The organism is Arthrobacter sp. DNA4, assembly GCF_024362385.1.
Classification (GTDB): domain Bacteria; phylum Actinomycetota; class Actinomycetes; order Actinomycetales; family Micrococcaceae; genus Arthrobacter.
The window spans coordinates 483440-498381 of the sequence record NZ_CP101466.1; the positions used below are offsets into that span (position 1 = coordinate 483440).

The following is a 14942-nucleotide window of genomic DNA, read 5'->3' on the forward strand; positions in this document are numbered from 1 at the left end:
GCTGGCATGGATGCCGTCGGCAGGTATTCAGTGCCCCGGTGGTGGGCCGGGCCCCTCGACGTCGAAGGCCTGGCGCTGCAGTCCGTGGAAGCAGCCGCGGAAGCCCTGAACCTGTACACGCGGACGCCTGGCCGGTACAGCACAACTCCTGTGCTCACGGCGGCTGCCTTCGATTCCTTCGGGCACCTGCGGATTGCGGGGCGCAAGCCGCAGGGTTTCGCGCCCCTGTCCGGATTCCGGAAGACTGCCGACGGCTGGATCCGGTTGCACGCAAACTACCCGCACCACGAGCAGCGGCTCATGCAGGCGTTGGGTGCCACCTCCACGGAAGGCGTGGAAAGGGAGCTGCAGTCGATGGCCGCGCTCGAGGCTGAGGCTGCCATCCAGCGGCACGGCGGAATTGCCGCGGCTGTCCGGACACGCGGTGAATGGCTTTCGACGGCCATGGGCCATGCGGCCGGTTCAGGGCCTTGGGTCGCTGTGGAGCATGCCGACGGCACAACCAGTGGCTTCGGACTGCGGGATGTCGGGGCGGCCACAGACGCCGGCACCAGCCCTGGCACCGTGTCCGGCACCGGCGTCGGAGACGGTGCCGACGGCCTGCCCCTGGCCGGGGTGCGGGTCCTGGACCTGACGCGGGTCATCGCAGGGCCGGTCGCCACCCGGCTGCTGGCCGCGCTCGGAGCAGACGTCCTGCGGATCGACCCGCCCGCCTTTCCCGAGATCGAAGACCAGTTCGTGGACACGGCCTTTGGCAAGCGCAGCGCAGTACTCGACCTGGGGCACGCGGCAAACCGGCAGAACTTCCAGCAGCTCCTGGCCGTCGCAGATGCCGTGGTGACCGGCTACCGGCACGGCGCCCTGGACCGCTTCGGGCTCAACCCGCGGGAACTGCTGGCAGCACACCCGGGACTGGTGGTGGTCACGTTGGACAGCTGGGGCGGCAGTGGGCCGTGGAACGGGCTGCGCGGCTTCGACAGCATTGTCCAGGCCGCCAGTGGAATTGCGCACCTCTACGGCCAAGAGGACGACGACGACGGGTGGCGCCCGGGTGCCCTTCCGGTGCAGGCGCTGGACCATGCCACCGGCTACGGGGTGGCTGCGGCTGCAGTCCGTCTTCTGGCCGCGCGCCGCCGGACAGGGTTGGGCGGTGCGGCCCACCTGTCGCTGGCCCGCACCGCGGAGGAACTGTTTTCCCTGACCGGTACGGAAGGCAAAGCTGGCATCGAAAACCAGGCCGGCATCGAAAATCAGACCACCACAGCAAGCCCTGCGGAACTCCCATCGCCCGAATACCGGTCTGTGGACAGCAGTTTCGGGGAGTTGCGGTACGTTGGGCCGCCGCTGCTCGACGCAGGGCGGCCGCTGGATTATCAGTCCCCGCCACCAGCGTATGGAAGCTCGCCGCCCGCCTGGCCGTGATGCTTGCTGCACCGGGCTGTGAAGCTACGCAGCCCCCGCCGTCCTGCCGGCTGCCGGGTTTCTGGGCGGTGCTTAGGCTGTGATTGAGTGGTTCCATGTCTTCTCCCAGGTCCGGCCCCGCTGCTAAGGGCCTGTCCGCTCTGTCCCCATCCAATCCCGGTGCGGCCCTGCAGCACCTGTCCGCTGCTGCCATGGGGGCGCTTCTGCTGGCCAGCGCCGGCAAGCATTTCCGGGATCCCGGCTTCTACCGTGACGTCGTTCCGGGATACCTCTGCCGGCAGGATCCGGCGCCTGACCCGAACGCAGGCGATACCAGCCAAGGCAGTCCAACCCCTGGCATGCCAACCGAGGCCAGTCCAATCCAAAGCAGCCCGCCCCTAAGCAGCACGGGCGCAGGCGCCGCAGCCCAGCATCCGTGGGCCCTCCTGTCCCGGGAAGAGTGGATCGCGGTGAGTGGCCTGCTGGAGCTCGCAGCCGCCGTCGGAATTCTCCTGCCGCCCACCCGGAAGCTGACAGCCACTGCCATCACGGCGATGTTCACAGCCTTCCTGGCCGGGCACGTCGATGCCCTCGTGAGGGCGTACGGACCACAGGGCACACCCCGCCGCCGGAAGATCCACGCCGTGCGGCTTCCGCTCCAGGCACCCCTGATCCTGTGGGCCTGGAGCCTCCGGACACGTGCACTGCCTGCCCGTAAGCCCGGAGGCCAGGGGTGAAGCTGCTGGCATCGCCGGCAGTCAGGGTGGGTATCTCCATCAGTATTGCCACCGGGCTGTACGGCGTGTCCTTCGGGGCACTCGCGGTGACGTCCGGGCTCAACTTCTGGCAGACCATGGTGTTGAGCCTGCTCCTCTTCAGCGGCGGTTCACAGTTCGCGTTCATCGGGGTGGTGGCAGGCGGCGGCTCCGGCCTCGCGGCCATGAGCGCAGCCACCCTCCTGGGCATGCGCAATGGCATCTATGGCATGCAGCTGAACGCGCTGCTCCGCCCCACGGGCTGGCGCAAGTACGTCGGGGCGCAGCTCACCATCGACGAATCCACTGCCACCAGCACGGGCCAGACAGACCCGGCCGAACAGCAGCGCGGGTTCTGGACCGCCGGAATTGGCGTCTACGTGCTCTGGAACCTCTTCACCGCTGTGGGTGCTCTGGCCGGAAGCGGGCTGGGCGATCCCAAGCAATGGGGGCTGGACGGGGCTGCCGTCGCCGCCTTCCTGGCGCTGCTCTGGCCCCGGCTCAAGGGCCGGGAGCCAATCGCCATCGCGGTGGTGTGTGCGGTGGCGACCGTAGTTGCTGTTCCCTTCGTGCCTCCCGGCGTTCCCATCCTGGTAGCCGCGGTAGTGGCCGCGCTGGTGGGCTGGTTCAGCCATGGCCGCCGCGACGAAGGCCTCGAACCCGACGTCGAGCCCTACGGCACGCACGGCCACGGCCAGCACCAGGACCGCCACGGCGAGCACCAGGACCGCAGAAGCGGCACGGACCCGGAGGCACGCGCATGACTCTGTGGATCTGGCTGCTTATTGCCTGCGTCCTTGCCTACGCATGGAAGCTGGTGGGCTACTTTGTTCCCGCCAAATTCCTTGAGGACCCCCGCACCTCACGCGTCGCAGGAACCATGACTATCGGCCTGCTGGCCTCGCTGACAGTGGTGAACGCGGTGGTGTCGGGCCAGGCGCTCGCCGCAGACGCCCGGCTGGGAGCGCTGGCCGCCGCCGCGATCGCCCTGGTACTCCGGGCACCGTTCCTTGTGGTGGTGATCGCCGGAGCCGGCACGGCGGCACTGTTGAGGATCCTGGGCTGGAACTGATCCCCTAATTGATGGTCAAAGTGGTGATCCAGGTCACTTTATTGGGCGTGTGCCGGTTGTACTATGGGATCGGCTTATGCAGTTGGCCATGGAATTTCCTATTGAACGGCAACCATGGAAAATCAGCTGCACCCTGCGGGCGGCTTAGCGGGCAGGCTTCGCCATAAAAACGCCCGACGGCGGGCAGGCCTTCCTGCCAAACGCTTCTTCAAGCGCTTTTCCGGACTTTCGGACGTCCCGGAAGAGGACCTGGAACTTCTCTCCCAAAGACTTCGGGAGGCACTCGACCTGGATCCGTCGTCGTCCGTGCCTGCCCTTCAAGCCTTGGTGCGCCGGGAGATCTGCAAGCGGGCGGACACAGGCAGCTCGTAGCGGCTCCCCATTCCGGGTGCCATCTGTGATGGACTGGAAGAGAGGCAGCCCACACCCAGGCGGCCACCAAAGGAGGAATCGAGATGGACGACGAGTCACGGCCTGTTGAGCCGCAGGACGGCCACGGCACCGATGAGACCGGCAAGGACGCCAGGGGAGAACACGGCACCGGGGTGCTTACCGGGGAACAGTCCGCAAAGTCGCGGGCAGCCTATCTTGACCCGCGCGGTTCGGAGTCAACCCGCGAGCTGCGCGATACCGCCAGGAGGCGCCGGGACGCGGAAGAAAAACTCCAACAACACCTGATGGAAGCGAAGGACCACGTTCCCAACGAGTTCCATGAACATCCCGGACACGGCTACGTGGGACACGGACACGAAGGACATGAGCACCCGGCCCATGAGCCGTCCGGTCATGAGACGCCAGACCAGGAACAGCCCGGCCAGGAGCAGGACAGCCGCACCGGCGAAAAGGGCGCGGACAAGCCCTGATCAGCAGTGGAGTCCCTGGCCGGCTGGCCCCCTGCCTGCGGCGGCCGCCACAGACTTTCGGCCGCCGGACCCCTGGCTGCCGGTCGGCGTTGACCGGCAGCCAGGAGCTGGAACAAGGCGGTGGTTTAAGCTACGCCGTGGGCAGCGCCGTCAGGTGACACGGACCTGCGGCACGTTTCCTCCACGCCCATCTCGTACCAGACCTGCGCGCCAAACTCGGGTTCAGGGGTATCCAGGTTCTGGTACAGGGCATCAAGCAGTTCGACCAGCTCGCCGGTCGTCAGTGCAGGCAGGACTTCCTCCGGCCCGCGGGGATCGGTCAGGTAGTGGAGAAGCTTTGAGTGGTTCATTGCAGTGCGGCCGTTGCGTGGGGGACAGGCGCGAAGTGCATGGGGTAGCTCCAACGTGGAAGTGCCGAGGCTGACTGCCTAACCCCAATTCAGAGTGTATTGCACGTACTTACTGGTAACAATGGAGTTGGCCCACAACGCATCTGCCATCAGGAAATTGCCGTCATCGAACAGCCGTCAACGAATTACGGCAGCCGGCGGCGGCACGGCTTACTCCGGCAGCGGTCCGGCCTGGCCGGGCACTGTGGTGATGCCCGGGGCCGGCGGCACGGGCACGAACACGGGGAGCGGGCGCGACGGCCGGACCGTGCGGATGGCGTCCTCCACCAGCGCCAGCGGGCGGCGCCATGCATCAGAACCGGGTTCCATGGTGTCCACCACGCCGATCAGCATGGCCAGCAGCCGGAACATGTCCGTCATGGAAATGTCAGTGCGCAGGCTTCCTGGCCTTGGCCGCGCGCCAGCAGGATGCTCATGGATTCCATCAGGGAACCGGTGATTCCGGTGAGGAGTTCCCGCGGCCACCGCACACAGCAGGTTGGCGTCGTCGCTCGCGGCCCCCATCAGGGCTTCAAGGACGCGCAACAGGCCTGCGGCGGCGTCGATATCGGCAAGGGCGCCGTCCATGACGGGGTCAACCGTGAGCCGGAGCTGCCGGTTGAGCGCGGCAAGCACCAGTTCTTCCTTGTCCGCGAAGTTGCGGAAGAGGGTTGCCGGGCCCACGCCGGCGGTGGTTGCGATGGTCTGGAGCGGTACTTCCGGGCCGAACTCCCGGAAGCATTGGCGTGCAGCCGTGATGATCTTGTCCACGTTCCGCGCTGCGTCGGCACGGAGGGGCTTTCGGGCGACTGCGAGGCTCATGCCCAAAAGGGTAGCAACGGAGCCTCCGGCCAACACGGTTACTGCGGGGTAGGCGCTTATGTGACGGCGGTCCGCTGTTGTCACCCCCGCCGGTGTCCGGAGACGCATGGGAGACTGGGGAGCATGTTGCTTGCATTTTCTGTTGCTCCGTCAGGCGTTCCCAGCGAAGGTTCCAGGCCCAACGATGCGTCGGTGCACGACGCCGTTGCAGCCGCAGTGAAGATCGTCCGGGAGTCCGGGCTGCCCAACCAGACGGATTCCATGTTCACCACCATTGAAGGTGAGTGGGACGAAGTGTTCGACGTCGTAAAACGCGCCACCGAGGCCGTGGGGCGGTACGGCAGCCGTGTTTCGCTGGTGATCAAAGCAGACATCAGGCCCGGCTACAGCGGCGAGCTGACGGCGAAGGTTGACCGCCTGGAGAATGCCCTGGTGCAGGAGCCCTAAGCGTCTTACAAGGGGGCCGCATTGTCTGGACCCCCGGCACGCCGCGTGCCAAACTGTGGCAATGTTCGAGCACAAACCCCGGCCGGAATGGATTGCCACAGAGGAGTTCCTGTCGGAAACCGTGGTGCATCCGGACAGTGCCGTCCAACAGGCCATCCACGCCGCGGCGGAGGCCGGGATGCCCGCCATCGAGGTGGCGCCGAACGCGGGGAAGCTCCTGAAGCTCCTGGTCCAGCTGTCCGGTGCCCGGCGAATCCTGGAGATAGGGACGCTCGCTGGCTACAGCACCATCTGGATGGGCCGCGGCCTGCCCCCTAACGGCACCCTGGTCACCTGCGAGTACCTGCCCCAGCATGCGGAAGTGGCGTGGGCCAATATTGATGCGGCCGGCCTGGGGGAACGGGTGGAGATCCGGCTGGGCCCTGCGCTGGAGACCTTGGCGGCCCTCGAGGAAGAGGAACGGGAGCCGTTCGACTTCATCTTCATCGACGCCGACAAGCAGAACAACAGCCGCTACCTGGACTGGGCCGTCAGGCTTGGCAGGCCCGGTGCCGCGGTGGTCCTGGACAACACCATCTGGGAAGGCGCGGTGCTGGACCCGGATATGGACCCCGTCAACGCGCCGGGGATCATCGATGCACTCAAGCTGCTGGGCGACCACCCCCGGCTGGACGCCACCGTAATCCAGACCGTCGGCTCCAAAGGCTGGGACGGGTTCGCCCTGGCGCGCATCCTCCCGCAAAACAGTAAGTAAGCTGTGGAGATGCGTCCGGTGCCCGCCGGACATCTCTCCTGGAGGACGTATTTGCAAGCGCCACTTACTCCTGTGCTCCTCAGTTCCGCCCCCGCTGAGCTCTCTCCGTGGGGTTCCCTTCTTGGGTCGTTCGCTGGAGCTGCGGGCGATGTGCCGGCCCTGCTGGCCTTCGCGGTCGAGGCCGGACGGACGTGGCCGCGGCCCGGTGAAGGACGCACCGCGGTGTTGTGGGAGCTCCTGGCCTCCGTGGCTGCCACCGACGTTGCCGCCGCCCGGGTGCTTGAGCCCCACCTCGACGCCGTCGCTATCCTCGCCCAGGCCGGCCAGGCGTTTCCGGCCTTTCATCCTGCGCCGGATGGTGCCGCGGAAGCTGCGTGGGGCGTGTTCGCCGCAGAGGCACCCAACGCCAGGCTTGAGGCGCGCTCCGGAAGTACCGGCATTGTGCTCACCGGAACCAAGCCTTGGTGTTCACTTGCCGGCCGGCTGGACTGCGCCGTCATCACCGCGCATACGGACGACGGCGGCAGGGCGGCTTTTGCCGTCAGCCTTCGCCACCCGGGCGTGGCATGTGAGGAACCGGAGTGGATTGCGCGCGGGCTCCGGGAGATCCCCAGCGGAAGCGTGCGCTTCGACCACGTGCCGGCGACGCCGGTGGGCGATACCGGCTGGTACCACAGCCGGCCCGGCTTTGCATGGGGCGGGATGGGCGTCGCCGCCTGCTGGCTGGGTGGAGCAGTGGGGGTGGCACGGGATTTCCGTGCCGGCCTGCTGGCGGGTGCGGATAACGGGCGGGAGCCGGACCAGCTGGCGCTAGCGGCATTGGGCGAGGTGGACCGGACCATCGCCGCCGTCCTGCAGTACCTTGCCCGGACGGCAGCCCGCATCGACGACGGCACCCTCGGTGCCGACGGGAACCAAAGCACCTGGAGCGAGGCCCAGCGCGTGCGCGGAACCGTTGCGGCCGCCGTCGAACGTGTCCTTCACCTGGTGGGTTCCCACCGGGGGCCCGAGCCACTCGCCTTTGATGAACCGTATGCCAAAAGGATGGCGGACCTGGCGCTGTATGTCCGGCAGCATCATGGCGCACGTGATGATGCCCAACTGGGCCGGCTGGCGCTCAAGGGGGACTGCCCGTGGTGACCTTTTCGCATACTGACCAGGGGACCGCCGAGGAAGCCTGGGCCCGGAGCGGACTGGCTGCTGTGCCGGAGCTGCCGCTCGACGCGGCCGAACTGGCGGCCATGCGCTTCGTGGTCCTGGCGGCCCATCCTGACGATGAAACTCTTGGCGCCGGGGGCTCATGGCTTCGCTGGCGGCGCTGGGAGCCGAGGTCGAAGTCCTGCTGTGCACCGCGGGGAGGGGTCGCACCCGGATTCGCCCACCACTACTGCCGGGCAGCTGGCCGCCGTCCGGCTGGCCGAGTTTTCCGCGGCCCTGGCCGCCCTGGGCCTGGCGGACCGGTGGACGTTCCTCGGATTGCCGGACCGTGGACTGGGCGGCCATGCGGAAGCGATCGCCACTGCTGTCCGGGACGCTGCACAGCGGCTGGCCCCCGGACCGGCTGGTCCTGGTGGCGCCGTACCGGGCCGACGGTCACGGTGACCATGATGCCCTTGGTGCGGCAGCGGCAGAAGTGGCCCGGCGCGACGGCCACGCCCTCCTGGAGTACCCCATCTGGTTCTGGCACTGGGCCACCCCCCAGGACCAGGACTGGCAGCAATGGGTCCGCTTCCATCTGGACGACGCCGCGCGCAAGGCCAAGAAGCACGCCATGGAGGAGCACGCAACCCAGGTGCAGCCGCTGTCGCCTCTTCCCGGTGATGAAACGTTGCTCAGCGGGGCATTCCTGGAGCACTTCTCGCGTGGCTACGAGGTTTTCGCCTGGACGCCCGCCCCCACTTCGTCCGGACGGCCGCATTCCAGCAGTGACGCCGAACTGGTCTTCGACGGCGTCCATGGCGGTTCGGAGGATCCCTGGAACTACGGCACAAGCTGGTACGAGCGGCGCAAACGCGCGCTCAGCCTTGCAGCCCTGCCGGCTGAATCGTATGAGCGCGGCCTGGAAGTGGGCTGTTCCATCGGGACGCTGACGGCGGAACTGGCAACGCGTTGCCGCACCCTGCTGGCGGTGGACGCCAGCGGGACCGCAGTGCGCAGGGCTTACCAACGGCTGGAAGGCATACCCGGGGTGCAGGTGGAGCAGCGGGTCCTGCCCGGATCCTGGCCCGTAGGAACATTCGACCTGGTAGTGGTTTCCGAAGTGGGTTACTACCTTGCCCCTGAAGAGCTGGCCCAGCTGTGGGACCGCGTGGAGGCCACCCTGGAACCGGGCGGAACCCTTCTCCTGTGCCACTGGCGGCATCCCATCACCGGCTGGGAGCTCGACGGGGACACCGTCCACACGCTGGCCCGGCAAAGACTGGGATGGCGGACGGCCGGGCTTTACCAGGAACGCGACTTCCTGCTGGAAGTCCTGGTCGTTCCGGGCGGGGCGACGGAATGATGCCGGCCGGTCCGGGGGACGATGCTTCAAGGCCGCCATCCGTCCAAAGCGCCAACAGCATCCAGCACGTTGCGGTCGTCATTCCGGCCCACAACGAGGAGCAGCACCTGGAACGGGCGCTCACTGCGGTCAGTTGCGCGGCAGACCGGGTCGAAGCGGAACTGCCGGAGGTTGCCGTGCAGGTGGTGGTTGTCCTGGACGGCTGCACGGACCGGTCCCCAGCGGTGGCCGCGCGGGCAGCTGCCGGGGATCCGCGGTACCTGCTCCTTCCCGTCAGCTTCGGGAGCGTGGGAAAAAGCCGGCGGGCCGGCGTCAGGGCCGCGCTGGAGAACTCAACCACGCGTACGCAGGCTGGCCGGGCAGCGGCGGCCCATTCCCTGCGGGGAATCTGGCTGGCCAACACAGATGCCGATTCCTGCGTGCCGCCACACTGGCTGGTGCGGCAACTGGAACTGGCTGCACTCGGCTTCGATGTTGTCCTTGGCACCGTGCAGCCGGACCCCCATGGCATGCACCACGAGCTGTTGGCCCGCTGGCATGCGCGGCACGCCGGCACCGAGGACCACTCCCATGTGTACGGTGCCAACCTTGGAGTCCGTGCCTCTTCCTACCTCGCTGCAGGTGGTTTCCCCGGCGTCGATTTCGATGAAGACCAGGCGCTGGTCCACAGGCTTCGAGACAGCGGCGCGGGCATCGTTGCCACCGACACCACGAGGGTCCTCACATCAGGACGGACGGCGGGACGGGCGCCGCACGGGTTCGCCGCGTATCTCCTGGCCCTGGCGCAGCCATAGGGCCGGGCGGAGTCACAGCAGCGGCACCTGACCCAAGAGCTGCCGGGGCATGGAAAAGGGCTGCTGCCGTACGGCAACAGCCCTTCGTTCCGGGACTTAATCTCCTGTGACTGCGTTGCTGACCTTCCCGGCCGCAGGCTTCAGCCGGCGCTTCCGCTTCGTGTCAGACCAGGTCCGGAGCGCTGGCAACGATGTAGTCCGCCGCAGCTGGTCCGGTCATGGAGAGGTTGTTGCTGTCCGGGTTGATTCCGGCATCGTGCAGGGCCTCCCAAAGAGCTTCCGGCTGCTGGAGTTCTGCCTTGTGCAGGAGGCACCAGCTTGTGTAAAGGCCGTATAGCTCGTCGCGCCGGAGGCCCAGCCCGGGCTCCCTGTCCGCGACAACTGCTTCGGCAAGAAACTGTTCAAAATGGGTAGCAGGCATGTCCGCTCATTAAGGGTCGACACTGATTCCGCCGTCTGCTTCAGCGGCCTTGCCCGGTTTCCAGGGGATCCCGGCGAGGTAATCAAGAAATTATTGTAGTTCTCTGTGCTTGTCCAGTTGGACCCGGCCAGGTTGCGCCCCGGCTGGTCACACCCTGTACAGTTCCGCGTCGAACAGCGGTGGAATGGTGCCGGGCGGGTTTGAGGGGGCCGACGGCGACTGGGGGGACTGGCCTCGGTCTCAGAAGAGGCCATCTCACCGCCGACCCCGTGTAACCCCGGGTTTCACTTCATCCCGGGAAAACCAAACAGGACCTTCAAGATGAATTTTCCTCCATCTCAAAGGTCCTGCCTAGTCCCCCTGTGCAGCGGCTGCACCTGCCTGCCTAAGCGCTCCCGCCTGGTAAGCCGCCGTCGTCGGGCTCCCCGTTGCCGGCCCGGTGCTGCACCTTCTCGCGGACCCTGTCGCGGTGCCGCTCGCCTGGCCGGAGTTCGTTCTGTTCATTCCCCGCAGGCTGCCCGTCGGGGTTATCGCCGGAATCGTGCTGCCCGTTCTCCGAGGCATACTGCTCCCGCAGTTCACGGCCGTGCTTGATGTCCTCTTCGATCTGCTTCTGCAGCTTCTCGCTTTTCTTGGTGTCCCTCGGCGGCAGCTGGATGGTTTCCTCTGCCTTGATACCGGCCTGGAGTTCGCGGCCGCGCTCCACCTCAGCGTCGAACTCAGCGCCGAAAAGAAGGGACATGTTCAGGATCCACAGCCACAGCAGCATGATGATCACACTGCCCAGTGCACCGTAGGTCTTGTTGTAGTTGCCGAAGTTGCCGACGTAGAAGCCGAAGCCCAGTGAAGCGATCAGGAAGACAAACAGGGCAATGCCGGACCCCATGCTCATCCACCGGAATTTGGGCTGCTTGACGTTGGGGGTGGCGTAGTACAGCACGGCAATGATGGCGATGATCAGCGCGATCATGACCGGCCACTTGGCAATGTTCCAGACCATGAGGAAGGGCCCGCTGAGGCCGATCAGCCCGCCCACTGCCTCCGAAACCGGGCCGCTGAGGACCAGCATGCCGGCCAGCAGCGCCACGATGACCACGGCCAGGAGCGTGACGCCAAGCATGGTGCCGCGGAGTTTTACGAACGCGCGCCCCTCGTCCACTTCGTAAATGCGGTTCATGGCCCGCCCGAAGGCTCCGACATATCCGGACGCCGACCACAGCGCGGTGACAATGCCGATCACCAGGGTGAACCCGGCCGCCGGGGCGCTGGTCAGTTCCGACACCGGACCGCTGATGGTGTTGACCGTCTCCGCCGGGGCGAAGCCGCGCACGATTTCCAGCAAGGCGTTGGTGGTCTTCTGCGGATCCCCAAAGAGGCCAAGGAGCGAAACCAGTGCCAGCAGTGCCGGGAACAGCGAGAGAACGGCGTAATACGTCAGGGCCGCTGCCAGATCGGGGCACTGGTCCTTGGTGAACTCCCGGAGCGTCTTTTTGGTGATGTATTTCCAGGAAGGTTTATCCAGGTCCCTCGGGCTGGCAGGTTTCCTTGAATCGTTTGGATCCGGAGCCTGCCCCGCCTTGGCGGTGCTGGTCTCGGAATCGTCGTGAGTGGCCATGGGGAAGTCCTCTCAATCAGGGGGCCAAGCGGACAGGCCGGCCCGCGGATGGCGGTGCCGGCCTGCCGATCAAACTGTTGCCTTACGGTGCCGCTGTGGGCTGATCAGGTGTTTTGGATGTTGTCTTTGGCGTCTGTGGCGCGGTCTTTGACGTCGGAGGCTGCGTATTGGCCTTCGGTTTTGACGTTTTGGGCGGCGTCGGTGGCGGTGGCCTTGACGTTTTCCATGGCTTCCTGGGCGGGTTCCTTGAGGTCCTGGGCCATGGTCTTGGCGGCTTCGGTGACCTGGGTTGCCAGGGGCTGGGCTGCGGTTTTGAGTTGGTCCGCGGCTTCGCGTTCTTTGTCGCTGGCCGGGATCAGGGAGGAGATCAGCATGCCGGCGCCGAACGCGATGAGCCCGGCGGCCAGGGGGTTGCCGGCGGTTTTGGCTTTGACCTGGTCCGGGGCGTGGGAGACGGCCTGGCCGGCGTCGGAGAGTTTCGCGGAGACGGTGTCCGAGGCCTGGTGCAGGCTGTCGCCGCGGTGTTCATGGCGTTGGTGGTGTGCCCGGCGCCGGTGGCGGTGGTGTCGTGGACTTTGGTGGTGGCGGTGTCTGCTGCTCCCATGATTTTCTCCTTCACCCCGGTCACGGCGTCGCGGACCTTGTCTGTTTGGCGGTGGACGATGTTGGACGGGGTGACTTTGTCGGCCACGGCGTCCACGTTGGTGCCCAGGCGTGCCCGGGTGGCTTCTATGTCTGCGCGGATGACGTCAGGGTTGTCGCTCATCGGTTTACCTCACGTGGTTTTAGGGTTGGGGGAATTTCTGAGAGGGTTTCCCCGGTTTGGGGCAGGCCCTTGATCTGCTTGAGTTCCTTGCGGCCGATGGAGGCCAGGACGGCGGCGATGATGGCCCAGATCACGGCGACGATCAGCGCGGACCAGCCCAGGGGCATGATGGCGCCCAGGGCCCACATCAGGGCCAGGGAGAGGAAGAGCAGGACGAAGTGTCCGCCGATCCCGGCGCCGCGAGCATCTTGGCGCCTTTGCCTGCGCGGGAGGTGGATTGTTTGAGTTCGGCTTTGGCCAGTTCCACTTCCTGGCGCATCAGGGTGGACAGGTCACGGGTTACGTCCCCGAGCAGGTCACCGAGTGAGGCGTTGTCCGCTTTCACATGCGCCGCGCTGGGCGGCGGCTCCGGAATCTGACTACTCATCACAGCCCACCCGTCTGGCCGCCCCGGGTGCGGTCCTGGGTGAGGGGGTCGTTTGCCGTGGGATCGTCGGCGAGGGCGCGGTCACGGAGCGGGTCGTCCGAGAGTTGGTTTCCTGACCAGGGCTCTTCCACGAGCTGAGGGCTGTCCAGGCCGCTGGCCGGACCTGCCGCCTCCGGATAGCTGCTGCCCGGTGCGCCGCCGTCGTATCCGGCCGTTGTGGTGGCCGGGGCGGGCAGCTGGACCGGCGGGGGCGGAACCGTCCCGCCCGCAACGGGGTATGACTGGTTGTACTGGTCGCCGTAGGCGGCGCCGGAGTACTGGCCGGACAGGCCCGCTGCACCGGTGCCGGCAGTGGATGTTTCGGGAGGACCTGCGGTGAGGCCGCGGGTGAGGCGTCCGGCGAGGACGCCGGCGCCGGCGGCGAGGAGCAGGAAGGTTCCGGGCCGGTTGCGGGCGAACCGCTGGACCTCGTTCAGGAGGTCACCCGGCTCCCGGTTTTCCAGCCAGGTGGCCATCGAGGAAGTGCGCTCTGCCGCCTGGCGGACCAGGTCGCCGGCCATGCCCTGCTGGTCCGGGGCGCTGGCCATGCTGTGCAGCTGGGTGGAGATGTTGCGGATGCCTTCCGCGGCCTTCTGCTGCTGGGTGCCTGCCTGGCTGGTGAGGCCGGACTTTGCCTGGTGCAGCAGGTCCTGCGCATTGGCCTTCGCCTCATGCGCCACGTTCGCGGCTTCTTCCTTCGCCGTCTGGGCCACATTCTGCGCCGACCCCGCTGCGGTACGGGCAACATCGGCTGCTTCTTCCTTGGCTGCATCCTTGCGGGACGTGCCATAGGTGTCACCAGCCTGGCTGGCGCCGCCAAGGGGAGCGGCGGTTGACGGGAAGGTGGCGGGCTCCCGCTCGCCAGGGATTCCTGTATTGGTAAGCGGAGCCGTGTAGGCGGGATCCTCGGGCCATTGGTTCTCTGTCATCTTCGCTCTCTTTCCAAGAAGGCCGGTTGTTGATCAAGAACCAGCAATACTGGCCGTAAAATGATAAGCATGATTACTAATGAAAGGTAAGTACCCTTGCTAAGCGAGTTATAACCGTTCCAAAAATGTCAGCCGGAATGGCGAGGGCCTGCCCGGTCACAACGAAGTGGAAAGTGGTGGGAAACGTGGATACAGCTCCATGGGTATGGGTGGTAGTTGCCGTTGTTGTGGTGGTACTGATCGTGCTGCTGCTCCTGGCCGGAGGAAGGCGCCGGAAAGCCATGCAGGAGAAGCGGGACCAGGAGCACCGGGAGAAGGCCGCCGAGATCCGGCGTGAAGCCGAGAATATGGAAATTGATGCCCGCGAGCGGGAGGCCAAGGCCATCCGGGCGCGAGCCGACGCCGAGCAGGCACAGGTTGACGCTGCGCGGCTGCGCCAGGAAGCAGAAAAGCGCAGCCAGGAAGCCCAGTCCCTGCGGGGCGACGTTGCCAGCCGCGCGCGGAAGGCGGACGAGCTCGATCCCGACGTGGGAACCGATGGCAGGCGGCAGGAACGCCCCGTAGTGCACGATGCCCGGGACGAGCGCCGCGACGGGTACGACGCCCAGCGCATTCAGGACGGCGAGGTCAGCCGTGATGGAAGGGGCCCGGCCCACGCAGGTCCAGCCCGGGATATGGGCGCGGGCATGGGCAGGGATGCAGGGTATGCCGGCGGTGGACACGCGGACACCGGCCACGGCGGCCACTACGACACTCCTGACGCCGGCAGCGGCCTTGCCGGGCCCCATGACGCTCCTGCCGCCAATTCCGAAACCGGAATCCCTGAGGCAGGGCGGAGGCGCCAGGCCGGCGCCAGCGATACTGCCGCCGGGCATGGCGTGCGGGACGGGCGCGGCGATGACGAGCCGCGAACCGGAATCTGAACGCACGGGCATCTGAAAATGC

14 protein-coding genes and 4 pseudogenes are annotated in these 14942 nt (G+C 66.7%); 11 read left to right on the forward strand and 7 right to left on the reverse strand.

Annotated elements, in window-relative coordinates; all coding sequences use genetic code 11:
- Nucleotides 1-6: 6 nt before the first annotated feature.
- From NMQ03_RS02330 to NMQ03_RS02350, 5 genes are all read left to right on the forward strand, one after another.
- The gene (locus NMQ03_RS02330) at nucleotides 7-1422 is read left to right on the forward strand and encodes a CoA transferase (RefSeq protein WP_255174219.1); all 1416 of its coding nucleotides are present in this window, start codon (nucleotides 7-9) and stop codon (nucleotides 1420-1422) included.
- Nucleotides 1423-1613: 191 nt separating this feature from the next.
- Entirely contained in the window at nucleotides 1614-2138 is a 525-nt protein-coding gene (locus NMQ03_RS02335) for a hypothetical protein (RefSeq protein ID WP_255175516.1), read from the forward strand.
- Complete coding sequence (locus NMQ03_RS02340; protein ID WP_255174220.1) at nucleotides 2135-2920, forward strand: AzlC family ABC transporter permease; 786 nt, start codon at nucleotides 2135-2137, stop codon at nucleotides 2918-2920. Before NMQ03_RS02335 ends, NMQ03_RS02340 begins: the two co-directional genes overlap by 4 nt.
- A complete protein-coding gene (locus NMQ03_RS02345) occupies nucleotides 2917-3228 on the forward strand; it encodes an AzlD domain-containing protein (protein ID WP_255174221.1) in 312 nt (103 codons plus the stop codon). Before NMQ03_RS02340 ends, NMQ03_RS02345 begins: the two co-directional genes overlap by 4 nt.
- A gap of 455 nt (nucleotides 3229-3683) precedes the next feature.
- Nucleotides 3684-4091 carry a hypothetical protein gene (locus NMQ03_RS02350; protein ID WP_255174222.1) on the forward strand — a complete coding sequence of 136 codons (408 nt, stop codon included), beginning with the start codon at nucleotides 3684-3686 and terminating at the stop codon, nucleotides 4089-4091.
- A gap of 125 nt (nucleotides 4092-4216) precedes the next feature.
- On the opposite strand, the gene NMQ03_RS02355 is transcribed toward NMQ03_RS02350, so the two are convergent.
- Nucleotides 4217-4441: a hypothetical protein gene (locus NMQ03_RS02355; RefSeq protein ID WP_255174223.1), complete on the reverse strand. Its 225-nt coding sequence runs from the start codon at nucleotides 4439-4441 to the stop codon at nucleotides 4217-4219.
- A gap of 210 nt (nucleotides 4442-4651) precedes the next feature.
- Nucleotides 4652-5302, reverse strand: a pseudogene (locus tag NMQ03_RS02360) (TetR/AcrR family transcriptional regulator).
- Between the two features lie 123 nt (nucleotides 5303-5425).
- Between NMQ03_RS02360 and NMQ03_RS02365 the strand changes: the two are divergent.
- The 5 genes and pseudogenes from NMQ03_RS02365 to NMQ03_RS02385 all read left to right on the forward strand — a co-directional run bounded on the left by NMQ03_RS02365 (nucleotide 5426) and on the right by NMQ03_RS02385 (nucleotide 9800).
- Nucleotides 5426-5749: a thiamine-binding protein gene (locus tag NMQ03_RS02365; RefSeq protein WP_159630320.1), complete on the forward strand. Its 324-nt coding sequence runs from the start codon at nucleotides 5426-5428 to the stop codon at nucleotides 5747-5749.
- 61 nt (nucleotides 5750-5810) lie between these two features.
- Entirely contained in the window at nucleotides 5811-6503 is a 693-nt protein-coding gene (locus tag NMQ03_RS02370) for an O-methyltransferase (protein WP_159630318.1), read from the forward strand.
- A 9-nt stretch (nucleotides 6504-6512) separates the two neighbouring features.
- Nucleotides 6513-7643, forward strand: coding sequence for a hypothetical protein (locus NMQ03_RS02375; protein WP_255174224.1), 1131 nt, complete (start codon nucleotides 6513-6515; stop codon nucleotides 7641-7643).
- Nucleotides 7637-9006, forward strand: a pseudogene (locus NMQ03_RS02380) (PIG-L family deacetylase). The gene NMQ03_RS02375 and the pseudogene NMQ03_RS02380 overlap by 7 nt, the downstream one beginning before the upstream one ends.
- Complete coding sequence (locus NMQ03_RS02385; RefSeq protein WP_369693193.1) at nucleotides 9003-9800, forward strand: glycosyltransferase family 2 protein; 798 nt, start codon at nucleotides 9003-9005, stop codon at nucleotides 9798-9800. The pseudogene NMQ03_RS02380 and the gene NMQ03_RS02385 overlap by 4 nt, the downstream one beginning before the upstream one ends.
- A 163-nt stretch (nucleotides 9801-9963) precedes the next feature.
- Here NMQ03_RS02385 and NMQ03_RS02390 read toward each other — a convergent pair whose 3' ends face one another.
- The 5 genes and pseudogenes from NMQ03_RS02390 to NMQ03_RS02410 all read right to left on the reverse strand — a co-directional run bounded on the left by NMQ03_RS02390 (nucleotide 9964) and on the right by NMQ03_RS02410 (nucleotide 13997).
- Nucleotides 9964-10221, reverse strand: coding sequence for a hypothetical protein (locus NMQ03_RS02390; protein WP_255174225.1), 258 nt, complete (start codon nucleotides 10219-10221; stop codon nucleotides 9964-9966).
- 385 nt (nucleotides 10222-10606) lie between these two features.
- Nucleotides 10607-11836, reverse strand: coding sequence for a YihY/virulence factor BrkB family protein (locus NMQ03_RS02395; RefSeq protein WP_255174226.1), 1230 nt, complete (start codon nucleotides 11834-11836; stop codon nucleotides 10607-10609).
- Nucleotides 11837-11940: 104 nt separating this feature from the next.
- Nucleotides 11941-12602 (reverse strand): annotated as a pseudogene (locus tag NMQ03_RS02400) (DUF3618 domain-containing protein).
- Nucleotides 12599-13029, reverse strand: a pseudogene (locus NMQ03_RS02405) (phage holin family protein). Before NMQ03_RS02405 ends, NMQ03_RS02400 begins: the two co-directional pseudogenes overlap by 4 nt.
- A complete protein-coding gene (locus NMQ03_RS02410) occupies nucleotides 13029-13997 on the reverse strand; it encodes a hypothetical protein (protein ID WP_255174227.1) in 969 nt (322 codons plus the stop codon). The pseudogene NMQ03_RS02405 and the gene NMQ03_RS02410 overlap by 1 nt, the downstream one beginning before the upstream one ends.
- Nucleotides 13998-14182: 185 nt before the next feature.
- Here NMQ03_RS02410 and ccmD point away from each other — a divergent pair, with 185 nt between their 5' ends.
- Nucleotides 14183-14920 carry a heme exporter protein CcmD gene (ccmD, locus tag NMQ03_RS02415; RefSeq protein ID WP_255174228.1) on the forward strand — a complete coding sequence of 246 codons (738 nt, stop codon included), beginning with the start codon at nucleotides 14183-14185 and terminating at the stop codon, nucleotides 14918-14920.
- Nucleotides 14921-14942: the final 22 nt, after the last annotated feature.